The 20,233-nt window shown below is 36.9% G+C and carries 17 protein-coding genes, 1 tRNA gene and 1 pseudogene; 10 read left to right on the top strand and 9 right to left on the bottom strand.

Going from position 1 to position 20,233, the window contains the following annotated elements:
* Positions 1-5: 5 nt before the first annotated feature.
* Positions 6-3,152, bottom strand: coding sequence for a SusC/RagA family TonB-linked outer membrane protein (locus tag ABIB40_RS01005; RefSeq protein WP_354355040.1), 3,147 nt, complete (start codon positions 3,150-3,152; stop codon positions 6-8).
* A gap of 208 nt (positions 3,153-3,360) precedes the next feature.
* On the opposite strand from ABIB40_RS01005, the gene ABIB40_RS01000 reads away from it, so the two are divergent.
* Positions 3,361-4,233 (top strand): AraC family transcriptional regulator, encoded by an 873-nt coding sequence (locus tag ABIB40_RS01000; protein WP_354355038.1) that lies wholly within the window; start codon positions 3,361-3,363, stop codon positions 4,231-4,233.
* 281 nt (positions 4,234-4,514) lie between these two features.
* Here the strand turns inward: ABIB40_RS01000 and ABIB40_RS00995 are convergent, their stop codons facing one another.
* The 4 genes from ABIB40_RS00995 to ABIB40_RS00980 form a co-directional block, all read right to left on the bottom strand.
* Positions 4,515-5,636: a glycosyl hydrolase gene (locus ABIB40_RS00995; RefSeq protein WP_354355037.1), complete on the bottom strand. Its 1,122-nt coding sequence runs from the start codon at positions 5,634-5,636 to the stop codon at positions 4,515-4,517.
* A 43-nt stretch (positions 5,637-5,679) separates the two neighbouring features.
* The gene (locus ABIB40_RS00990; RefSeq protein WP_354355035.1) at positions 5,680-6,141 is read right to left on the bottom strand and encodes a hypothetical protein; all 462 of its coding nucleotides are present in this window, start codon (positions 6,139-6,141) and stop codon (positions 5,680-5,682) included.
* A gap of 120 nt (positions 6,142-6,261) precedes the next feature.
* Positions 6,262-7,272, bottom strand: coding sequence for a hypothetical protein (locus ABIB40_RS00985; RefSeq protein WP_354355033.1), 1,011 nt, complete (start codon positions 7,270-7,272; stop codon positions 6,262-6,264).
* 31 nt (positions 7,273-7,303) lie between these two features.
* Positions 7,304-7,798: a D-glycero-alpha-D-manno-heptose-1,7-bisphosphate 7-phosphatase gene (locus ABIB40_RS00980; protein WP_354355031.1), complete on the bottom strand. Its 495-nt coding sequence runs from the start codon at positions 7,796-7,798 to the stop codon at positions 7,304-7,306.
* 236 nt (positions 7,799-8,034) lie between these two features.
* On the opposite strand from ABIB40_RS00980, the gene ABIB40_RS00975 reads away from it, so the two are divergent.
* The 7 genes and pseudogenes from ABIB40_RS00975 to ABIB40_RS00945 form a co-directional block, all read left to right on the top strand.
* Positions 8,035-8,107: transfer RNA gene (locus tag ABIB40_RS00975), tRNA-Lys, on the top strand.
* Positions 8,108-8,355: 248 nt separating this feature from the next.
* On the top strand, positions 8,356-9,690 hold the full coding sequence (locus ABIB40_RS00970) for a site-specific integrase (RefSeq protein ID WP_354355029.1): 1,335 nt from the start codon (positions 8,356-8,358) through the stop codon (positions 9,688-9,690).
* 329 nt (positions 9,691-10,019) lie between these two features.
* Positions 10,020-10,214: a hypothetical protein gene (locus tag ABIB40_RS00965; RefSeq protein ID WP_354355027.1), complete on the top strand. Its 195-nt coding sequence runs from the start codon at positions 10,020-10,022 to the stop codon at positions 10,212-10,214.
* Complete coding sequence (locus ABIB40_RS00960; RefSeq protein WP_354355025.1) at positions 10,205-10,498, top strand: hypothetical protein; 294 nt, start codon at positions 10,205-10,207, stop codon at positions 10,496-10,498. The genes ABIB40_RS00965 and ABIB40_RS00960 overlap by 10 nt, the downstream gene beginning before the upstream one ends.
* Before the next feature lie 97 nt (positions 10,499-10,595).
* Positions 10,596-11,489: a helix-turn-helix domain-containing protein gene (locus tag ABIB40_RS00955; RefSeq protein WP_354355023.1), complete on the top strand. Its 894-nt coding sequence runs from the start codon at positions 10,596-10,598 to the stop codon at positions 11,487-11,489.
* Positions 11,490-11,547: 58 nt separating this feature from the next.
* Entirely contained in the window at positions 11,548-12,351 is an 804-nt protein-coding gene (locus ABIB40_RS00950) for a siderophore-interacting protein (RefSeq protein WP_354355021.1), read from the top strand.
* A gap of 229 nt (positions 12,352-12,580) precedes the next feature.
* Positions 12,581-12,985, top strand: a pseudogene (locus ABIB40_RS00945) (heme-binding domain-containing protein); the annotation flags it as partial.
* Positions 12,986-13,052: 67 nt separating this feature from the next.
* On the opposite strand, the gene ABIB40_RS00940 reads toward ABIB40_RS00945, so the two are convergent.
* Positions 13,053-13,148 carry a helix-turn-helix domain-containing protein gene (locus ABIB40_RS00940; protein WP_354355019.1) on the bottom strand — a complete coding sequence of 32 codons (96 nt, stop codon included), beginning with the start codon at positions 13,146-13,148 and terminating at the stop codon, positions 13,053-13,055.
* A 140-nt stretch (positions 13,149-13,288) separates the two neighbouring features.
* Positions 13,289-13,567, bottom strand: a complete 279-nt coding sequence (locus ABIB40_RS00935; protein ID WP_354355018.1) for a helix-turn-helix domain-containing protein — start codon at positions 13,565-13,567, stop codon at positions 13,289-13,291.
* 220 nt (positions 13,568-13,787) lie between these two features.
* On the opposite strand from ABIB40_RS00935, the gene ABIB40_RS00930 reads away from it, so the two are divergent.
* Together ABIB40_RS00930 and ABIB40_RS00925 are read left to right on the top strand one after the other, a co-directional pair.
* The gene (locus ABIB40_RS00930) at positions 13,788-14,360 is read left to right on the top strand and encodes a Crp/Fnr family transcriptional regulator (protein ID WP_354355016.1); all 573 of its coding nucleotides are present in this window, start codon (positions 13,788-13,790) and stop codon (positions 14,358-14,360) included.
* Between the two features lie 114 nt (positions 14,361-14,474).
* Positions 14,475-15,332, top strand: a complete 858-nt coding sequence (locus ABIB40_RS00925) for an SDR family oxidoreductase (RefSeq protein ID WP_354355014.1) — start codon at positions 14,475-14,477, stop codon at positions 15,330-15,332.
* Between the two features lie 967 nt (positions 15,333-16,299).
* Here ABIB40_RS00925 and ABIB40_RS00920 read toward each other — a convergent pair.
* Together ABIB40_RS00920 and ABIB40_RS00915 are read right to left on the bottom strand one after the other, a co-directional pair.
* Complete coding sequence (locus tag ABIB40_RS00920) at positions 16,300-18,594, bottom strand: DUF7133 domain-containing protein (protein ID WP_354355012.1); 2,295 nt, start codon at positions 18,592-18,594, stop codon at positions 16,300-16,302.
* 196 nt (positions 18,595-18,790) lie between these two features.
* Positions 18,791-20,179, bottom strand: coding sequence for a 3-keto-disaccharide hydrolase (locus ABIB40_RS00915; protein ID WP_354355010.1), 1,389 nt, complete (start codon positions 20,177-20,179; stop codon positions 18,791-18,793).
* Positions 20,180-20,233 lie beyond the last annotated feature (54 nt).

Raw genomic sequence — 20,233 nt, 5'->3', positions numbered from 1 at the left:
TATAATTAAAATTCTGCGTTTATTCCAAAAGTGATCACTCTAGGCGAAGGATATCTTCCCAAATCTACATTGGTTAAAAACACGTTTTGATTTTGTTGACCAACTTCTGGATCAAGTCCCTGATAACCAGTTATTACAAACAGATTTTGCGCACTTGCATACACTTTTACTTTACTAAGCTTGATGTAGTTAGACCACTTTGTTGGCACATTATACCCTAAACGCACATTCTGCAATCTTAGAAAAGAGGCGCTCTCTAGAAACCTAGTAGACATGTTTAAATTTGTATTAACTCCACCTTTCGGAGCAGGGATATTAGATGTTGCATTTGTAGGGCTCCAATAATTAGCTGCTTCAGCAAGTTGATTCTTGTATAAGGAATTTAAGCCTTCAATAGAATAATTCAAGTAGTTGAGCACTTTACCACCCTGAGAACCATATAAAAATATAGATAAATCGAAATCTTTGTACGTAAAATTGTTGGTAAAGCCGTAGGTAAACGTAGGGTTGGGGTCTCCAATAGGCCCTAGATCACTTGCATCTATCTTATTATCGCCATTGATGTCTACATATTGAATGTCTCCCAAAGATGTTGATCCTATAGTGCCAGGTGTATTGCTAACTGGTTGCCCGAACTGTAATGGTGCAACTGCAAGCTGTTCTGCAGTTCTAAATATGTCTTTCACTTGATAGCCATAAAATTCGCCAATTGGTCCACCAACTGCAGTTTGAGTAACAGGTATATTTAAGAATCCGCGAGTAATACTTGCGTTAATCACGCTATTATTATAAGTGGAAACTACTTTATTTTTATACTGTGAGAATGTTACCGTAGTATTCCATTTAAAATTATCGCCAATGAAGTTTTTTGAATTAATACTAAATTCAAAACCCTTGTTGCTAACCTCTCCACCATTTACATAAGGAGAGCTAATGCCACCAAGGTAGCTTGCATTTACCCCAGTTAAATATTCAGGTAAAGGCGCTTGAAAAAGAAACTTTCGAGAAGTCTTGTTATACCAGTCAGCAGAAATATCAATCCGTTTTATCAGGCTAAAATCCAAACCTATATCAGTTTGTACAGATGTTTGCCATGTAAGGAATAGATTTGGATATTTATCTACGTTGAAACCAGTACCCAAACCTGTAATAGTGGGATTAAGCGCGGCACCGTACTGATAACCAGGTACGTTTTGGTTGCCAACTTCTCCATAACCAATTCTTAACTTAACATTATCAAGTGTATTTTTAAGACCCGACATGAAAGATTCGTTTGAAACAGTCCATCCAATGGCTGCTGAAGGGAAATAACCTGTTTGCCTACCAGGCGCAAAATTAGACGACTTATCAGAACGAATGGTAGCTGTCAAACTGTACCTATTGTCGTAGCTATAAATACCACGTAGATAAAAAGACTGTAGTACGTTTGATGACTTGTACTCACCAATAGTAGGTATTTTGGCTCCTCCTAAATTAAGAGTAGGTAAATCGTTACTTAAAAATGTATCTGTACCTGCATTTATGCTGTTATAATATCCCCTATTCAATTCATAACCTAACGTTGCGTTTATATTATGTTTTTCAGCAAAGGTATGGTTGTAAGAGAAATATTCTTTCCAGTTAAAACCTAAGCCTTGATCCCATCTTTCACTTAGTTTAGCAACGCCATTACCATATATAAACCCTGGGTTTAACGGATCCACTACAGTAATTAAAGGATTAAATAATTTACTGTTTGAAAAATTATAGTAACCACCAATTTCAGATCTTAACGTAAGGTCTTTAAAGAATTTTATATCACTATAAAAATTAGCATTTACATTGTTGCGTACCAAGTTATTGGTGTTTGATAAAGCCAATGCAATTGGACTAATTATAGCGCCGCTACCATATGATGCTGGAGCAACAGTAAAACTTCCGTCGGGGTTGCGGGGTGCTTGATCGGGAGCGTTTAACAAGGCAGTGTAAACAATACCATCGTTATTACTAGCACCTACATTTTGATTGGTTCTATTTAAGGTGATGCTTGACCCCAGTTTAAACCAATTGCTCAATTTTCCCTCAACATTGCTACGGAAATTGTAGCGTTCAAAATCTGAACCGATAATGGTACCTTTTTGTGTCAGGTATCCACCAGAGATATAGTAATTGATCTTATCGCTACCACCGGTCATAGACAGGTTGTTACTTATCATTGGTGCAGTTTGAAATACCGCTTTCTGCCAATTTGTGCCGTCTCCTAACAGACTTGGATCTGCAAATTCACCTCTACGACCTACACCAGTTACATCAGCTAAAGTGTTTTGTAATGCGGCATATTGTTTCAAATTCATCATATCGAGGAAACGACCTTGATTTTGAATACCATAGTAACCATCATAATTTAGGTGAGCTTCTCCATTCTTACCCTTTTTGGTCGTAATAATAATTACACCGTTTGACCCACGGCTACCATAAATGGCTGTTGCTGAGGCATCTTTTAAAATGTCGATAGTTAAGATATCGCTAGGATTCAAATAGCTGAGTGGGCTGACTGTATTTTCACCATTATTCCCGTTTTGTCCCGTATAAGCAGCACCATCGATAAATACTCCATCTACCACATACAAAGGTTCGTTTGAGCCTGAAAGTGATGTTATACCTCTAATGTGTACCGAAGCAGAACTACCTGGAGCACCCGTACCATTGGTAACCGTAACACCTGCAGCTTTACCTTGTAACATCTGGTCAACACTTGTTTGCGGAATATTTTCAATGTCCTTTGCTGTTACGGATGAGACAGCACCATTTACATCCTCACGCTTTTGCTGGCCATATCCAATAACAACAACGTCATTTAAATTGTTGTTTGATAGATTTAATTTTGCAGTTATAAAAGTTTTGTCTGTAACGTTAATTTCTACTGGCTTCATGCCTGTAAAACTAACAACAAGTGTTGTGGTTGCATTGGGGACAGAAAGGCTAAATTGCCCGTCTGAATTAGAAATAGTTGCGATGCTGGTTCCTTTTGCTGCTACAGACGCTCCGGGCAATGGCGAATTGGTCTCATCAACAACTTTACCGTTGATTACCCGCGTTTGCGCCCTTACATTTTGGCCGAAAAAGAAAACCATCAGAACACCGAATACTACCGAATAGTAGATTGTTTTCATAACTGATTTTATTTTGGTTAATTAATAGAACAAACTTATCGTTATTATTAAATTAATTTTAATACTTTTATAACATAATACACCAATATTTTCACAATTAAACCGTCAAAGCCTAGTTGTAAGATGTTTTAAAGCAATTAAAAATGGTACTATTTTAACATAACTTGATTAAAATACGATTAGTAGCAAGGAATAAATCATTAATAAAATGAACAATATCACCAAAGAAATTACGCCACTTACCCCAAGCGACTGTTTTACCCTTTTCTCACGGCAAAAAAAGGGTTTCGATTTTCCATTGCACTATCATGAGGAATATGAGCTAAACCTCATTATAAATGCAAAAGGCGCAAAGAGAATTGTGGGAGACCACATAGAAGAAATAGACTCTTTGGAACTTGTATTGGTGGGGCCAAACCTTTGCCACGCCTGGTTTACCCATTTATGCGAAACAGAAGACATTACCGAAATAACCATTCAATTTCATCAAGATTTATTTGATGATGCCCTGTTAAAGAAAAACCAATTGAGCTTTATACGCAACATGTTTATACAGGCGCAAAAGGGAATCTTATTTTCAGAAGAAACCATTAACAGCGTAAAAAATAGAATAAAGGCTTTGGCCAAAAAGCAGGGTTTCGATTCTGTTTTAGAACTTCTTTCCATTTTGCACGATCTGTCGATTTCTAGAAACATGCGCACATTATCTGATGCTGGTTTTAGCAACGACCAATTCAATTATAGCAGTCGCCGCATAGAAAAAGCGTTTGCTTACATGAACGATAACTACAGCAAACAGGTTACTTTGGCGGAGGTTGCTAAGCTGGTAGGAATGCCAGAAGCCTCTTTTAGTAGGTTTATTAAAAAGCGTACCGGAAATTCTTTTATAGATAGTTTAAATGAGATTAGACTGGGGCACGCAAGCCGATTGTTGATAGATACTACTTCTACCGTTGCAGAAATTGCATATAATTGCGGATTTAACAACATATCTAATTTTAACAGAATTTTTAAAAAGAAAAAAGCTTGTACACCCAAAGATTTCAGGCTAAGTTTTTCGGGAACGAGAATTTTTATTTAAGGCTATATATTTAGCGGTAATCGAATTACTCATCTTCGAGCCCAATATGCTTATGCTCAAGGTTCCATCCGCACAGAGAAACTTTGCCCGATAAGATCAAAATTTACATAAATTCCATCTGTGAGCCCGCTCGTATCTAATAGGGCGCGGCGTTTTGATTAGATTGCCAACAGCGCTGTTGAAAACTTTTCCAAGAATATAAAACAATTCTTAAGTTACAGATAAATATATCAGCACCAATTCCTTTCAAAATCGATTTTGATTTAGACAAGGAGAAAACCTTAGTTCTTATCCCACAAATAGTTAAAAAGCGTATCAGATGCTTTGAGATACTCGTGTTTTGAGATTTCGCCAATCCAAAGTTTTTTCATCAGATCGTTTCTCGTAATTCTGGCATCAGTATTTTTAAAGTATGGATTTTCTTGCCACATTGGGCGGGTTTTCCATGGTGAATTAATGTAGTGGATGGCTTTTATTACATCTGGATTGTTCTTGATGGTTCTAAAAAAAGGCACAAACCATTGGTTCCAGACCTTGTTAACATCGGCTGTATTGCTAAGGTCAATTGGGATGCAAACGCCATTTGCTCCTAAAATTACAGGAGTGGCTTCGGCAATAAATAAGGGCTTATGGTGGTCTCTCGCAAACTGAATCATTGGATGATGTTCTTCGGCAGCGGTAAAAAATGAATAGGCAACCCAATCTACATACTTATCTCCGGGATAAAAAGCGTCGAGCGTTTTTCTATTCGTCCCCACTCCTTTAGATTGCCATACGTACGCCACGTTGGTAACGTCCATCGCATCCATCTTATCTTTAATTCTGCGCCAAGCTTTTATGTATGCCACATTATCGTAATGGTTCCAACCAGCTCCATCAAACTCATAGCCTATTCGCAAAAACACTGGCCTTTTACCTTGTTTTTTTATCCAGCTTGCCAACCTAGTAATGGCATCATCATTTTTTCCTTCGGCGGTAGCAAAGTCGTTGCCGTTTGTAATGTCTAAGCCTATCGATAAACAAGAATGCGCAAAATTGGGGTTCGAGGTAGTAACCTCCATATTCTCCGGGCCATCTCCCCAATTTGCAAAAGTATTTAATCCGGCCAAAGTGTAGGCAGAGCCAGCCCTGAAATTGGTATATTGAGTAAAGCCTCCCGGAGCCGCAAAAATATCTAAATAGCCGTTATTATAGACTGAAGTACCTCCGATAGATTCTAGATCCTGGCCAATAAAAAGGATAACCTTTCCGTTCGCTGGCTCAAATTTACTCAGCCTAGCTTTATTTTGTACGGTAATTTGCAGCACTTTTTTAGATGCTTGCGGGGGCTTACGGCAGCCAAGGCACGTAAATGTGCCAACAATAAATATCCAGCTAAATGTTTTTAAAAATTTTACCTTCATAGATGGTTTTATTTTTTGAGGCCTACGTAAAATGATGGCAAACTTACTTGCAGTTTGCAGGTTGGAAGGTAAACTTACCAACTTCGAAATTTATTGGTTTGTCTTTAACAAAGTACGAACGGCCTAAAGTGGTTTCTATTTGCCCAACGCCCATAATTAATTTACCGTCTTTTTTTAAAAAAGCCAATGGATTGGTATGAACCGTTTCAGTTCCAGAAGTAAATCTATAATCTACATACAAGGTATCTCCCTTAAATTTCCCATCTAACGTTCCTGTATTTTTAGGGTTTTTTTCATAATTAACTTCTAGCGTTCCGCCAACTTTACCAGATGCGTAATTCTTTAACACCATGTGTGCATTGTCCTTATCAAAAGCTGCACCATAACAAGCACTGTCTATTAATTTATCAGGGGTTTTCTCATCACCCACAGTTTTACTGGTTTGGGTACAGGAGGTAACAAAAAAAGCACTTACAAGTGCAGTTAGGATAATCAAGTTTTTCATGGTAATTGGTTTATGCGGTGTATTCCAAGATAGAAATTTTTGTAAGGATAAAGAAATATCAGCTATTTTTAGCTAAAAAAAATCCTTTTCTTGCTCAGCCTATTTTTGCTATAAATAAATTTAATCTCCGTTGCAGGTTGCCGTATTGCTGTGCCGTTCATCTATAAAAGTAGTTCCATAATTGGCCAACATCCCCCCAACCAAATAGAATTTTTCGCCTTTGGCACCTAGAACCATAAATTTCTCGTCTTTAAAAAACACTTCTTGATACACTTCCCATTCGGCAGTAGAAATATCCCTCATTGCATAGCTATATGTTATTGGTTTGTTTCTAAAAACTGTAGTACAATAGAAATAGCAAGTATTGTCTATGATTTCCATTTTATACACCAAATGGCTTATTATCTTTACTTTGCCAAGTAGCGGAGAAATGGTCAATGCGCCGAGAAATGCGGCGAAACATGTGCTAGCGATAAGATTGCTTAAAAAGCTAAATCGCATCGAATTTCCCGTATAAGCAATTACTGCACTAAGCGCAACAATATATAGGCATTGAAAATAGAATTGATATTTTAAATCCCTACCCATTGCGTGCATGATGCTAAAAAAAGTCTCTGGTTTAGCTACAACGATCTCCTCCTTTTTCAACTCTAAAGAATTTAATACGGTCGAGAAATCATCCCAGTACTCTTTAACGAGGTATGCACGACCAATTGGAAATTTAAAAACAGTAAAATATTTCCCTCTAAAATTTGCTACTTCTTCTTTAGTAGGTAAAACCATGCTTAATTGGCCAATTGCAAAGGGCATTTCAACTACTTCATAATCCAAGTCTTCTGCAAAGCTAAAAACACCCCTACCATCTGCCACATTTACGGCTTCTATAATATGTTTTAAAAGAAATTTCTGCTTTTTATAGCTCCTTATAAACATAAAATAAATTGCGGTAAGCAGCACTAGTAAAAATAGTGACAAGGCCAAGGCGGATATATTGCCGCCAGATGTTCTACTTAAAAACGCCATTGAAGCAATAATAAAAAGACCGCCGCTGGCTACTATTCTCTGCCGCACAGCATCTTTCTTTAACTTTTCTATGGCCGCCAAAGCTGCCGGGTTTATTTTAAAATTCATTTAACACGCAAATGGCTTAGACAAAGTTTGTTTAATTCTCCAGTATTGCCTTTATTTTATCGTAATCTAATTGATCGTCTGGTTCAATAAGCAGTCCCTTTACACCTGCACCTTCGCCCGCCTCTACATCACGCGGCTTATCTCCTATCATAATCGATTGTTTAGGGTCTACTTCGAACATCTCTATTGCATCCAAAAGCATCTTAGAGCCGGGCTTTCTGCATTGGCAAGGTTGGCTAACTGTTGGATGATGCGGGCAATAATAAACAGCAGCAATCTCTGCGCCTTTCTTCACAAAAGCATTCCTTAGCATTTGGTGCATAATGGCTAAGTCTTCTTCAGAATACCTTTTAAGTGCGATGCCGCCCTGGTTGGTAATTACGATAAGTAGATATCCTTCGTCGAAAAACCGCTTTAGCACAGGAATTTGATACTCCAGCACTTGGAAATCTTCTACACGACAAATGTAATCGTATATCTCGTGGTTTAGAACCCCATCGCGGTCTAAGAAAATAGCTTTGTTCATATATTGTTTGTTGACAGCACGACTCCCTTTACTTTTGGCGTACCTTTCTTTGTTACAAAAATGGCTAAAAAAATTTAAAACTGAAATGTCAAACCATTAGTCTATTTTAAACGTCTTTGTAAATTAATACCGCTAGAAATCAAACAGGTAAGCATTCTATGAAAATTAAATTTGCAAAAAAGGGGCTACAACCCTATATTTGCAGCAAATCAAAAGAAATTATTTTCTTAGATGTTGATTCCGTAGCTCAGCTGGTAGAGCATTACACTTTTAATGTAGTGGTCCTGGGTTCGAATCCCAGCGGGATCACAGAAGATAGTATCAAAACTACGTAAAAGCTTGCAAATCAAATGATTGCAAGCTTTTTTGTTTGCCTGGAAAACCCAAATTATCTAATAAATCACAAATAAAATGGTGAGTAATTAGGTGAGTAAAATTTGAGATTCCCAACTCACCTAAATCAATGCAACTTTCTGAACGACAGAAAGTTCAGTCATTGAACATCTTGATATCTTTAGACTGCATGGCTAACTTTGTTTAACCTTAAATCAGTTATTATGAAAACTAATTTCAGTCTGCTTTTCTTTTTGAAAAAGCCAAAAAACTACACAAAAGGGACTGTTTACTTTATTTTTTTGAGAATTACCGTGGCCGGAATTCGTGCGGAAATGTCGACGAGCATGAATTGCGAGCCTGAGCGATGGAATGCGAAAGCCGGAAAAGTCATCGGCACAAAGGAAGATGTCAAAATCATGAATGCTTATCTTGAAAATATAAAAGCGGAGGTCTATGCAGCACGTACTCTGTTAAGTGTGGACGGGACAGAAATAACAGCTGATAGTGTTAAATGCTGTTATCTGGGCAAAGAAGAAAAAACACATACCATTCTCGAAGCCATTAGAGACCACAATGTAAAAATGAAAGCATTGGTGGAGAAAGAAGAATATGCTCTTGGAACGCTTAGAAGATTTGAGGTTTTGGAAAGACATGTGGCAAATTATATTGCCGAAAAGTACAACAGAACAGATCTTAATGTCAAGCGCATTGACCATGAATTTATCGATGGGTTTGATTTCTTTCTTCATACGGTCAAGGAAAACGATACCAATACGGCAAATAAACATGTTAAAAACCTCAAAAAGATAGTTAGCATCTGCCGGAAATTTAAATGGATCAGCAATGACCCGTTCTTTGGCCATACGCTGAAATCCAAACCTGTCCATCGAGAATACCTCACTGCATATGAATTAAGTAAGATCACCGAAAAACAGTTTACCACCCAAAGGTTATTGCAGGTACGTGATTTTTTTCTGTTCAGTTGCTATACCGGGCTTTCCTATGCGGACGTTCAAAAACTTAAAATGGCAGATATAGGCATCGGAGTTGACGGGGAACGCTGGATATTTACCTACAGAAAAAAAACAAATACAAGAGCGGCAATTCCATTATTGCCGATAGCGGCAAGCATCTTGGATAAGTATAAGAATCATCCGTACTGCCTCAATAACGACAGGGCTTTGCCAATTTCTAGTAATCAAAAGATGAACGAATACTTCGTTGAAATTGCGGCGATTTCAGGGGTCAGTAAAACGTTGGGTAATCGAATAGCCAAAAGAACTTTTGGTACTACTGTAACTTTGCCGAACGGTGTGCCAATAGAAAGTGTCTCTAAAATGCTTGGCCACACGAACATTCGCACAACACAGTTATATGCTAAAGTATTGCATAAAAAAGTAAGTAAAGATATGGCGATGTTGAGGGAAAAATTTGTTGTCCAACTTAGCAAACCCAATAACACTAAAGAATCAAAAATAAGCGCCGATATTGCTTTCATCCGCGAAAAATACATCCTTGCTCCCGAAAAACAAGAAGCTTTTCCATTAGAAAAATAAACGGTTAGTTCCTATCTTAAAACCACACATAACCATATGTGTGTGGTTTTTATCAACCTTCAAAATGTACAAATTATTTTACTTATCTGAGCCCATTTTACAATTGTCCTTGTCTTATGAAATATTAAGCTGAATAGTTGCGAGGGAGTAAAAAATGATTGTCCTGTAAATTCCATACTGGTGACTAGAGTACGGAACCTGAATGAATTTCAAAGACTTGCGAAACAAACTTCAATAATTCACAGCAACAGAATTTAGCGCTCTAATCACTAGAACACTATTATCTGTATTTTTGGGTCAATATTTGTAAAAAAGGTAGAAAAAACGCTATGAAATTTAAAAATAACGCATTATTTTTAATCCTGCCTGCGGTACTTACTCTCGCTTGTCAAAATAATGAAAAAGTTGAAAAACCCCAAAAAAACGATAACAGCAGGGACTCCGGCAAAGTATCTATAATAGGTTCTTACCAAAATATTTTAAAAAAGGATACATTTCAGCTAGTGATTAAACCATGGAGGTAAGTAAGGTTAAAGGAACGCTCAATTACAATTTTTATGAAAAGGACGATTCCAAAGGTACGTTCGAGGGTGACTATAATGATGGAATTTTAAAAGCAAATTTTTTAGCTTACGGAGAAGGTGCCGCATCTATTAGAGAAGTCATTTTTAAAAAAGTAGATGGTGGGTTTGAGGAAGGAACCGGCGATGCTGAAACCAGTGGTAGTAGCCAAATTTTCACGAATCCAAAAAGCGTCAAGTTTAATAATCAGCAGAAATATATGGAGACTCAAAACTGTCTCCCATAACATCAAAAAAATAACCTGCAAATATTTTTTTGAGCTTTGTGATATGTCTGCGATTGAATTACTAATATTATGCGAATAAAAAACAATTCGATAGTAAATGGCAAATTCCTCTATTCCAGTACATAAGGACGAACTCAGAAACGAATTGTTTCAAATCCATCCTATTTCTGCTTTGGAAAAATTTGCAGAAAAATCCCATAGAGATGACTATTATGTATTTGTTATACAAAAAAATGGTCGTTTTATTTTTGAGATTGATTTTGTCGAGATAGAATTGAAAGGCCCTTCAGCAGGGTTTGTACTGCCTGGCCAGGTTCATAATTATCTAAATCATCAGTCATGTGATGGCTTAATTATTTTTATATCTCCAGAATTGGTTCCGAGACAATGCTTAGATATTTTTGACATCTACTATAATATAAGGAGCATCGAGCTAGAGAATAATGATTCAGTTTTCAAGTTAATAAGCGTATTGGAAGAAACCTTAATAAAAAAAGGTAACCCTGGGCATGTAGCTCTCACAAATTCTCTTCTAGCTTCGTTTGTTCAGCTCATCTCTGCGAAAATAATAGAGGCAAGCGAGTCTTTAGTTCACATAAATAACCGTAAATACAACCATTTCATAAATTTCAAAACTTTGGTAAAGGAGCGTTTAATTGAAAGGAAACAAGTTAAACAATACGCATCTTCGCTAAACATTAGCGCAGTTTATCTTAATCAACTGTGCAAACAACTAACTGGATTTTCTGCAAGTCACTGGATAAATCAAGAAGTTTTAATGGAGGCAAAACGTTTACTGTATTATACTGAGCTTGATGTTAAGCAGGTAGGTTTTAAGTTAGGTTTTGATGATTACGCTTATTTTTCAAGGTTTTTTAAAAAACACGTCGGGGAGACAGCGACAGAATTTAGATTTAAAAACTGTGCTTTGTCCAATCACCGCTATGAAAAAGACTATAATCAAAAGATTACTCCGATTAACTTTGCTTAATATTTAGACAACTTCATTAAGGAAGTAAACAAAAGTCGAAACAATAAGCAAAAGCATCATGGGTATACTACCAAAAAAAGCAGTTAGGTCGTCATTTATTATCAAAGAAAAATTTCATTTAAGCCCACATTATATCAGAATAATTTTTGACATGTGTGATGAACAACTCGCCTTGTTCAAAAATGTAAAAATAGGTGGGAATAATAAAATTTTTCTTCCTATTGAAGGACAAAACCATACCATTTTTCCTGGAGAACTAAGTACAGAGGAAACTTTGTCTACTACCCGAAGAACATACACTACAAGACATATAGATTGGGTGAATAAAGAAATGTGGATTGACTTTATTTCTCACGGAGATAATGGTCCCGCATCTTATTGGGTAAATCGTGCTGATGTGGGGAGTAAATTGAGTGTTGCAATGAAAGAAAGTAGCAAACCATTATTTCCGGTTGCGCAGGAATATTTTTTTATTGGTGATAGCACCGCTTTACCGTTAATTGGCGCAATGTTAGAACAATTGCCAAAAAAAGTAAACGTAAGCTGCATGATTGAGATTTTTGGCAAGGAAGATGAACTGAAGCTTTTCAGCAAAGCAAATCTAAAGGTACAATGGATATACAATGATCATCCTGAACTTGGCAGTTGTCTTGCACAGAAAGTGGGAGAAAAGACGCTTCTGGCAGGCGAGAGGTTTGTTTATGCTGCCGGGGAATATAGTACAGCGAAAAAATTAAGAGAATATTTTAAAGACGAGCTTGGCTGGAGCAAAGATGAGTATACAATTGTTTCGTATTGGAAAAGAGGAGAATCAGAAGATCAATCTGTTTTGCAACGTCAAGAGGAGAGAAAGATAAACTAACTTTCACTTTCTACTCGTCGTAATTTCTCTTAAAATTTTAGATAATAAAAATATAAGATCTTATCCCTTAACCAACGCACAATGCAAATACAGAGTTAGCGTGAAACCCACCACCTATTTTTTAATTGCCGTGCTGAAACTGAAAATTGCCATTTTCGGAATCTAATTTGCCAACTTGAGATAGTTTCGCTTTTAATCCTATTCTTAAATAGCCTTCTTTTGTACTGTTATGAAACGAAATAAAATATTGATATTCTCCCTAATTGGGTGTGGCGTTTTAATAGGATTACAGTTTATTAAGCCACACATAATTAACAACCCGATAACAGGCGATTTACAGGCTCCAAAGGATGTAAAACAGATATTGAAACGAGCGTGCTATGACTGCCATTCAAATGAAACTAAACTTAGTTGGTTTGATAAGATCTCTCCGATATCCTGGCGCGTTGCTTCCCATGTAAAGGACCGACGTGCAGGACTCAATTTTTCGGAGTGGGATAAGTTGACTTCTGGTGCTCGCAAAGCAAAATTGTTGGAAACTGTAAATCAAATCATTGCTGGAGCGATGCCACTTAACGATTATCAAATTGTTGACCCAGAATCAAAGATAACTCAGAAGGATTTTTCTATATTAAAAAAATACGTTTCTGGGATGACCGACAAACAACCAATTGACACTGGATCAATTTCCACAACTTACATCAAAAAAGAAATTTCTGACAAGCCAGCCGTTTCGATTTCATCCAATTGTAAACAGTAGTTCGGGATTTACCTAGAAAACTGCAAGCTTCTTGCATGGACTTTAAATTGCCAATTTCAATCTCTGCCCTTTTTCATTTCGGGTTCTCCAAAGCTTCTGTAATTTCCTTTATAAGGTCTGTCTTTAACTCCTGCAGGGCGGCTTTTAATTCATAAATGTTAATCATAACTTTTCGGATTAAATGCTGTATTTCTGTCTTTGTATAGCTTCCACTAATTCAGCCTTTTTAAAATACAGCTTCCGCCCTACCTTATAGCTTTTTATGAAACCTTTCTTTTTCCAATTGTGGATGGTAACCTTTGATACTTTTAAAATTTCCATAGTTTCTTCCATGTCCAATAAATCCACGGTTTTAAATGATTCCTTTATCGGTTTCAGGTTCATTACATCGTGCATTCCGTTTACTACCTTTTTTAGTGGGTTTGAGCATAAGACAGAAACAACTTTTGGATACATCAAGGCAGATGTTTGCGCCTATGTGATTCCAAATTTCCATCGTAAAAATTTTTGTGATTGTATCTTGCACTCCCAGGGGAAGATTAATCAACGTAGGTCATAAAAAAATATAGATCATGCAAAAATTGGGGTTGGAAATTTTAGCTAATTCCAATTTTAGTCTTGATGGGATTGACAAATCATTTTTTATCTTTGAAGCCATCAGAAAGGACAAAATGGCATGATATTCCGAAATTATCTTCTAGAAAAAATACGACTTTCAGCAGAAGAATTAACCCTTATCGAATCAGTTGTTGGAGTCGTAAAGCTCAAAAAAAAGCAATATTTAATGCGTCAGGGCGATATTTGGCAGCATATCGCTTTTGTAAATCGAGGTTTTCTAAAAACCTTTGCCATAGACAGCACTGGTAAAGAGCACATCATGAGTTTTGCACCCGAAAATTATTGGACTGGTGACCGGGAGAGTCTTACAAACGGCACACCTACCCGTTTTAATATTGATGCCATTGAAAATGCGGAGGTAGTTTTAATCAAAAAACGAGATTTTGAAATCCTTTGCCAAAAAATCCCTCAGTTTAATGGCCTAGTGAACACTATTCTGCAAAAAAGTTTTCTAGTCTCACAAAACAGAATCTACGATAACATCAGCCTTTCTGCAGAGGACAAATATCAGAATTTCCTCCATAATTTACCCAACATCGTAAACCGCATTCCCCAACACATGATCGCTTCTTATTTAGGAATGACCCCAGAAACCCTCACCCGTATCCGCAGAAATTCTGTGAGGAAATAAAAATTTTCTTGATTTCACTACTGATTTTTATTGTTTTTCAAACAAATGTCAATGGAAATTAAGCTGCTTTCATCAGAACTTTGTGTCGTTAAAAAACAATTAATTTTTAAAACAATGACAACGACAATATTCATTACAGGAACAAGTACAGGTTTTGGGAAACTGACAACAATTACCCTTTCAAAAGCAGGATACATGATTATTGCAGGAATGCGTGGCATAGAAGGCAAGAACAAAGCAGTTGCTGAAGAACTTTCAGCTTATCCAAACGTAGAGGTTGTGGAGATAGACGTAACCAGTGATGCTTCTGTAAATAATGCAATAGAAAAAACTCTCGCAAAACATGGCAAAATAGACGTATTAATTAACAATGCGGGATTGGCTGGTTACGGATTGGTGGAAGCCTTCACTATTGACCAGGTTAGGAATTTTTTCGAAGTTAATTTTTTTGGGATTATCCGTACCTATCAAGCGGTTTTACCAGCAATGCGCAAGGCAAAAAAAGGTTTGGTTATCAATATTACCTCAGGTGCAAGTGGACATTCTCTACCTTTTATGGGGCCATATCTGGCATCCAAATTTGGTGTAGAAGCAATTACCGAATCTTTACAGGAAGAATTGAAGCAGTTTAACATCGAAAACGTAACCCTTCAACCCGGTGTATATCCGACCGAAATGAATACTGGAGTTAAACTTGGTAATAATGCAGATCGTAATGAAATATCAAATGCCTACGAGCCAATTGCCAGTGAAATGTTTAATGCAATCGGAAAAGGATTATTTGGTAAGATGGAAGAATTCAATATGGATCCGCAAACCATTGCCGATGGCATATTAAAACTGATCACTATGCAAAAAGGAACACGGCCACTCCGCTTTCCACTAGATGCAATCGCCGAAGGGACTGATGTGGATTTCATCAACTCCCGTGCCGAACACAAAGCTAGATGGCTGGCTAAATACAATGCCTAATCTTATATTAGATGCAAATTAGTAAACAGATAAGAGCGGAAAAATAAAAGGATTTAGAAATCCCAATGTCCGTTACCCACCTCACCACAAATGTAAATCCTAGACATCTTTCATCCGCAAAAAATTTGATTGAATATCAAATTGGCGAAATGGGGTCAAACATTTTGGGCTGTCTACCATAGTGGTGAATTTGCAAGAAACTCTATTAGAGAACTTGCCTTACCTGTCATCCAATTCATCCGCCAAATTTATTATGCGTTGCAAGTCAGACAGAAAATTGTTCGAGAAAATGTCAGTGAGGATTACGAAAAGCTTCAAACGAAAGTTTGGGGCTTTTGTTTTTAGGGAAATGCCAAAGTTTACATATCCTTATAAAACTTTGGTGCGTAATTAGTTTTTACAAAGTGAACATCTTGTGTGTTTTTAGTCGAAAAGCTATGTTTGTTTCTTTACCAAAAGAACAAAACGAATAACCTCGCATATCGTAAGCCACAGCTTTACCAGAACGGTAAAGCGCTTAAACGGCGTAACAGTCGAAAGCGTATCGAAAACGTCTCAAGAATGCTAGGAGACAAGACCATTAGCACAATACAGCACTAGACAAAAATCTAGGATATTAAAATGAGCGAAAGATATGACACTATTGAAGAAAAAATCGGCAACCTTTCAGAAATAATGGATGGGTTTAGGTTTATATATAGCTTAGGGTAATGATAATTACCAAAAATTCAGATTTCTATTCATTTTAAAACGAAAATTTAATCATTATTCTATTGTTATTTGATAATGTTCAATTAGGATTTAATCGTGGCTGTTACAGTATTGGGTCAAGCTGCTTCCATATTATTGGGAGGACTGGAAATATCGTGTTGTACTTGCTTCACAACTTATTGTAAAAATAATCAACATTGGTACAGTTAAAGCCTTAAAACAAAGTATTTTTGTAAAACGAATGTTTTCCGCCTTCTTATTTTAATTCTTCCTCTGTAAATGGTTTCTGCCTGCCTTTTAGCTTTTGCCGAACTTTAGCTATTTCTAAAGCATTTATTTTTACGGCGTCATTCTGCCATGATTTCCGCACGAAAGAAAGCACTTCCGCTAGCTGTTCATCTGTAATTTGTTTGTCGAAACCAATCGCGGGCATGTCTCCATTAATTTCTGGTGCTTTATATACATGGCCGTCCACTTCTATTGGGCCGGTTAATCCAACCAATACAATGGAGATAAGCTTTTCTTTATCACCATTAACCCATTCTGATTTATTTAATGGCGGCGCCAATGATTTTACACCATTACCATCTATTCCGTGGCAGGTTTGGCAGGTGGAATTAAACAACGCATATCCTTTTGGAAATTCCTTTTTTAGTGTTGCTGGGTGGCGATTGTCTTTAGCCTTTTTGGCATCCATAACAACCATTTTTAACTTTTTAATAATCGCAAGGCTAGTATCTGAAATTAGTGTTTGTATCTGTTTTTGGAAACTTCCCTCTCTATTTTCAAGATTGCTTATAACTGCATCTGCCACATAGCTGTTGTCAGGATATTTTAATGCAACTTTTTGCAATAAAGTTTTTGCAGCCAATTGACTATAAGGCTGGATATAATTAACTAAATAAGCTAAGTATGGAGCAGCGAGCGTATCATTTTCTGCTATCATTTTCTCCAGTATTGGAAGCACTTTTTTATACGAACCAGCATTTAGAACAGATGGCAATACGGTTAACGCCTGCATACGGATGGGCCAGGAATCTTTTTGTAAAAGAGGCAACACGTCTTCGGTTGTTAAAACACCTAAACCTTCTAAAGTCCAGAGGGAATGTATAACCAATAGTGGATTAGAAGTTTGTTTTATTGCTGCGCGTAAAGCTGGAACGGCTTGGGTAAAATTACGATCTATAAGTGTTTGCTGAGCCCTGTCTCGCACCCAGCCGTTAGAATGGCCAAGTAGTTTTACCAGCTGTTGTGGATCATTAGGAATAACAATAGAATTGGGTTTGTTATCTTTCCGAACTACCTTATAAATCCGCCCGTAATTTAATGGTAGAGTAAGTTTCCGCTGCTTTATTTGGCTTCTCAAATAAGGCGTTAAATACGTTTTATGCTGAATTATTCCGCGGTACATATCTGCTACATACAACGCGCCATCTGGGCCATTGTATAAGTTTACCGGCCTAAAACGCTCATCGGTACTGGCCAAAAATTCTTTCCCTTTGTACGCCTGTTTACCTTTAACGATATAGCCACTATCTGCAATAATATTTCTTTTAATAAGGTTAGCGGCAGGTTCTGCCACAAAAACATTCGATTCGTATTCCTTTCCAAATACATTACCCCGGTAAACGAGTGGCGCACAGGCAGCGGTAAAGTTTACCAAATGTTTGGTTGTAGAATCTAAAATACCCGGCAAATACCCTCGGTTTACTCCTGTATTTGGGCGCAAAGGATAAACCCTATTGTCAGCAACTATCGTCTCATTATAGCCGTTTACATCTTTCTGGTTTTTATTTCCGGCCCCAAAACCTGGACTGAAATAATCTCCAAGTAAATTTTGTGAGTTGTTGTTATAGTATAAGCGTCCGTAATTATCCTGACTAATTCCCCATTGGCCTCTAAAATGTGTTTGTTCGATAATCCATTTATCGCCTCTTTTGCGATAGCGCTTGCTAGATTTTGCATTGTAAACCCAGTTGTCCATTGCCCGTAATAATCCATTTGGATAGTGTTCTACATTGCCGCCATCCGTATAATGGCCATCAACCAACACTCTTTTTCCGGGTTTATCTTTATTTATTTCATAGTACCATAAATTTGGCGGTTCGGCAACCAAGACGCCTTTTCCAATAAGGCAGATTGCTCGAGGCATTACCAAAGAATCTAGAAAAATTTTACGGCTGTCCATTACGCCGTCTTTATCTTTATCTTCTAATATTACAATTTTTCCGTCTGGAATATCTTCACCTGTGCCTAGCGTATCGGGCATGTATCCATTCATCTCTACCCCCCAAATGCGCCCTTTTGAATCAAATGTAAAAGCAACGGGTGTAGTTATTAAAGGTTCGGATGCAACTAACTTTACTTCAAATCCAGCTTCGGTTTTCATCCTACTCATAGATTCTTCCGCAGATAATACAGGAGAAGAATCTAAATCTACTTTAGATCCTTTATTAATAAAATAAAAATAAAGTCCTCCAACGGTTAATAGTAAAAGAATAAAAACTAATATTTTATTGGTTTTATTTGCTTTATTTTTTCGGTTTGGCATTTTGTAAATAAATTGTGTTATACTGCCTGAGGTTAAATAACCTCATTGTTTTTAATTTTCGGGTGAACAGCCGAATAGCAAATAAACTAAAAAAATAGCTAGATTGAAAATTTAGGGAGCAAACTACCGTATTTCAATCTAGCCTTTTTCTTTTTTTAATATTGTAACTCCTTAATCGGATAAATATCTAAATTTATTAATTCAAAGTTTTAATCTTAATGCTTCTGAAACTAACTTCGTTGCCGTGATCTTGTAGTAAAATATGACCTTCTTTCGCCTCGCCGAAATCTGGCCAAACCTTGTATTTGCTCATCGCCACCAAATCTTTAAACGCTTTTGATCCACGTTCATATTCTAGCACTTTAATTCCGTTTAAATAATGTTCTACATGGTTGTTCGGGTAAACAACAACACGGCCCTTATTCCACTGCCCAATAGGATGTGTAAATCTTGGTGATTTATCGGCCTTAATTAAATCATATAAGGAAGCTAAAGTACGATCACCGTCTCTTCCTAATTTAGCATCTGGATGTCTTTCATCATCCAACACCTGGTATTCTAGCCCAATTGCCGAGCCCTTAGTTTTTTCATCAAGTGTTACAAAATATTTTACACCGCTGTTGGCACCAGGCGTAAGTTTAAATTCGAAAGAAAGATCGAAAGCTTTATACATATCTTTGGTAACAATGTCACCGCCATTGGCAGCCTCTTTACCATCGGCACTTAGCACAGTAAAAATTCCATTTTTAATTTGCCAGCCTTTTTTAGGGAATGCACTTTGTGTTGCGCTTCTCCATCCATTAGATGTTTTTCCATCAAATAGCAATTTCCAATTGTCTTTTTTCTCATAACCCGAAAGATTATTTGGTACGTTGTTTACTACATAAATTCCGGCCGGAAAAGCCTGTGGACTAAGATTACTTGTTTTTATTTTGATATTTTTGAAATAAACTTTCTTGTTTGCTTGCTCTTCTTTAGTAATGCCATGTACTTGTAAACCAATAAAACCTTTCTGATCTACCGTATCCACTACAAATGCCGTAGGAATTCCATTTATCCAAGTCTTCATTTCATTGCCGATACATTCTATCTTTACATGATTGTATTCGCCTACTTTGAAAGCATTTTTAGCAGTAGGATTGAGCTCTAAAGGATACAACCAATCCCGGCGACCCTCATCATAAATTCCACCGCTCCATTTTCTGGCCGAAGGATCAAATTCACACTGCCTTCCATAAACTTTGCCTTTTCCGTTGTTGCCAGAAGAATCAAAATGACTTCGTGTCTGCACACCAGAATTACTAACAACGCTTTCTACCTTTGCATCTAATTCTAAAATAAAATCGCCATATTCCTTTTCTGTAACAAGGAATGTATTCCCAGAATTCATCACTGTTGTGCCTACAATTACTCCGTTTTCAACTTTATAATCTGCGGTTCCGGCTAGCCGTTTCCAGCCCGTAAGGTCTTTTCCATTGAATAGGCTTTGCCATCCTTTCGACGAGGATTGAGCAAATGAAGAGTTTGCAATCCCCGAAATAAAAAAGGCGACTGCAAATAAAAAAATTTTTGTTTTATTGATCATGATATAATTAACTTAAAATTTATGGTGCAATTTTATTTAGCAGATAAAATAGAC

It is taken from the genome of Pedobacter sp. UYP30 (genome assembly GCF_040547165.1).
Taxonomy (GTDB): domain Bacteria; phylum Bacteroidota; class Bacteroidia; order Sphingobacteriales; family Sphingobacteriaceae; genus Pedobacter.
The sequence above is the reverse complement of the archived record's forward strand: the minus strand, read 5'-3'. Positions and strand labels throughout refer to the sequence as shown.

Coding starts and splice junctions, on each gene's coding strand:
- ABIB40_RS01005 (WP_354355040.1), bottom strand. CDS start 3,152: ATGAAAACAATCTACTATTCGGTAGTATTCGGTGTTCTGATGGTTTTC.
- ABIB40_RS01000 (WP_354355038.1), top strand. CDS start 3,361: ATGAACAATATCACCAAAGAAATTACGCCACTTACCCCAAGCGACTGT.
- ABIB40_RS00995 (WP_354355037.1), bottom strand. CDS start 5,636: ATGAAGGTAAAATTTTTAAAAACATTTAGCTGGATATTTATTGTTGGC.
- ABIB40_RS00990 (WP_354355035.1), bottom strand. CDS start 6,141: ATGAAAAACTTGATTATCCTAACTGCACTTGTAAGTGCTTTTTTTGTT.
- ABIB40_RS00985 (WP_354355033.1), bottom strand. CDS start 7,272: ATGAATTTTAAAATAAACCCGGCAGCTTTGGCGGCCATAGAAAAGTTA.
- ABIB40_RS00980 (WP_354355031.1), bottom strand. CDS start 7,798: ATGAACAAAGCTATTTTCTTAGACCGCGATGGGGTTCTAAACCACGAG.
- ABIB40_RS00970 (WP_354355029.1), top strand. CDS start 8,356: ATGAAAACTAATTTCAGTCTGCTTTTCTTTTTGAAAAAGCCAAAAAAC.
- ABIB40_RS00965 (WP_354355027.1), top strand. CDS start 10,020: ATGAAATTTAAAAATAACGCATTATTTTTAATCCTGCCTGCGGTACTT.
- ABIB40_RS00960 (WP_354355025.1), top strand. CDS start 10,205: ATGGAGGTAAGTAAGGTTAAAGGAACGCTCAATTACAATTTTTATGAA.
- ABIB40_RS00955 (WP_354355023.1), top strand. CDS start 10,596: ATGGCAAATTCCTCTATTCCAGTACATAAGGACGAACTCAGAAACGAA.
- ABIB40_RS00950 (WP_354355021.1), top strand. CDS start 11,548: ATGGGTATACTACCAAAAAAAGCAGTTAGGTCGTCATTTATTATCAAA.
- ABIB40_RS00940 (WP_354355019.1), bottom strand. CDS start 13,148: ATGCAAGAAGCTTGCAGTTTTCTAGGTAAATCCCGAACTACTGTTTAC.
- ABIB40_RS00935 (WP_354355018.1), bottom strand. CDS start 13,567: ATGTATCCAAAAGTTGTTTCTGTCTTATGCTCAAACCCACTAAAAAAG.
- ABIB40_RS00930 (WP_354355016.1), top strand. CDS start 13,788: ATGATATTCCGAAATTATCTTCTAGAAAAAATACGACTTTCAGCAGAA.
- ABIB40_RS00925 (WP_354355014.1), top strand. CDS start 14,475: ATGACAACGACAATATTCATTACAGGAACAAGTACAGGTTTTGGGAAA.
- ABIB40_RS00920 (WP_354355012.1), bottom strand. CDS start 18,594: ATGCCAAACCGAAAAAATAAAGCAAATAAAACCAATAAAATATTAGTT.
- ABIB40_RS00915 (WP_354355010.1), bottom strand. CDS start 20,179: ATGATCAATAAAACAAAAATTTTTTTATTTGCAGTCGCCTTTTTTATT.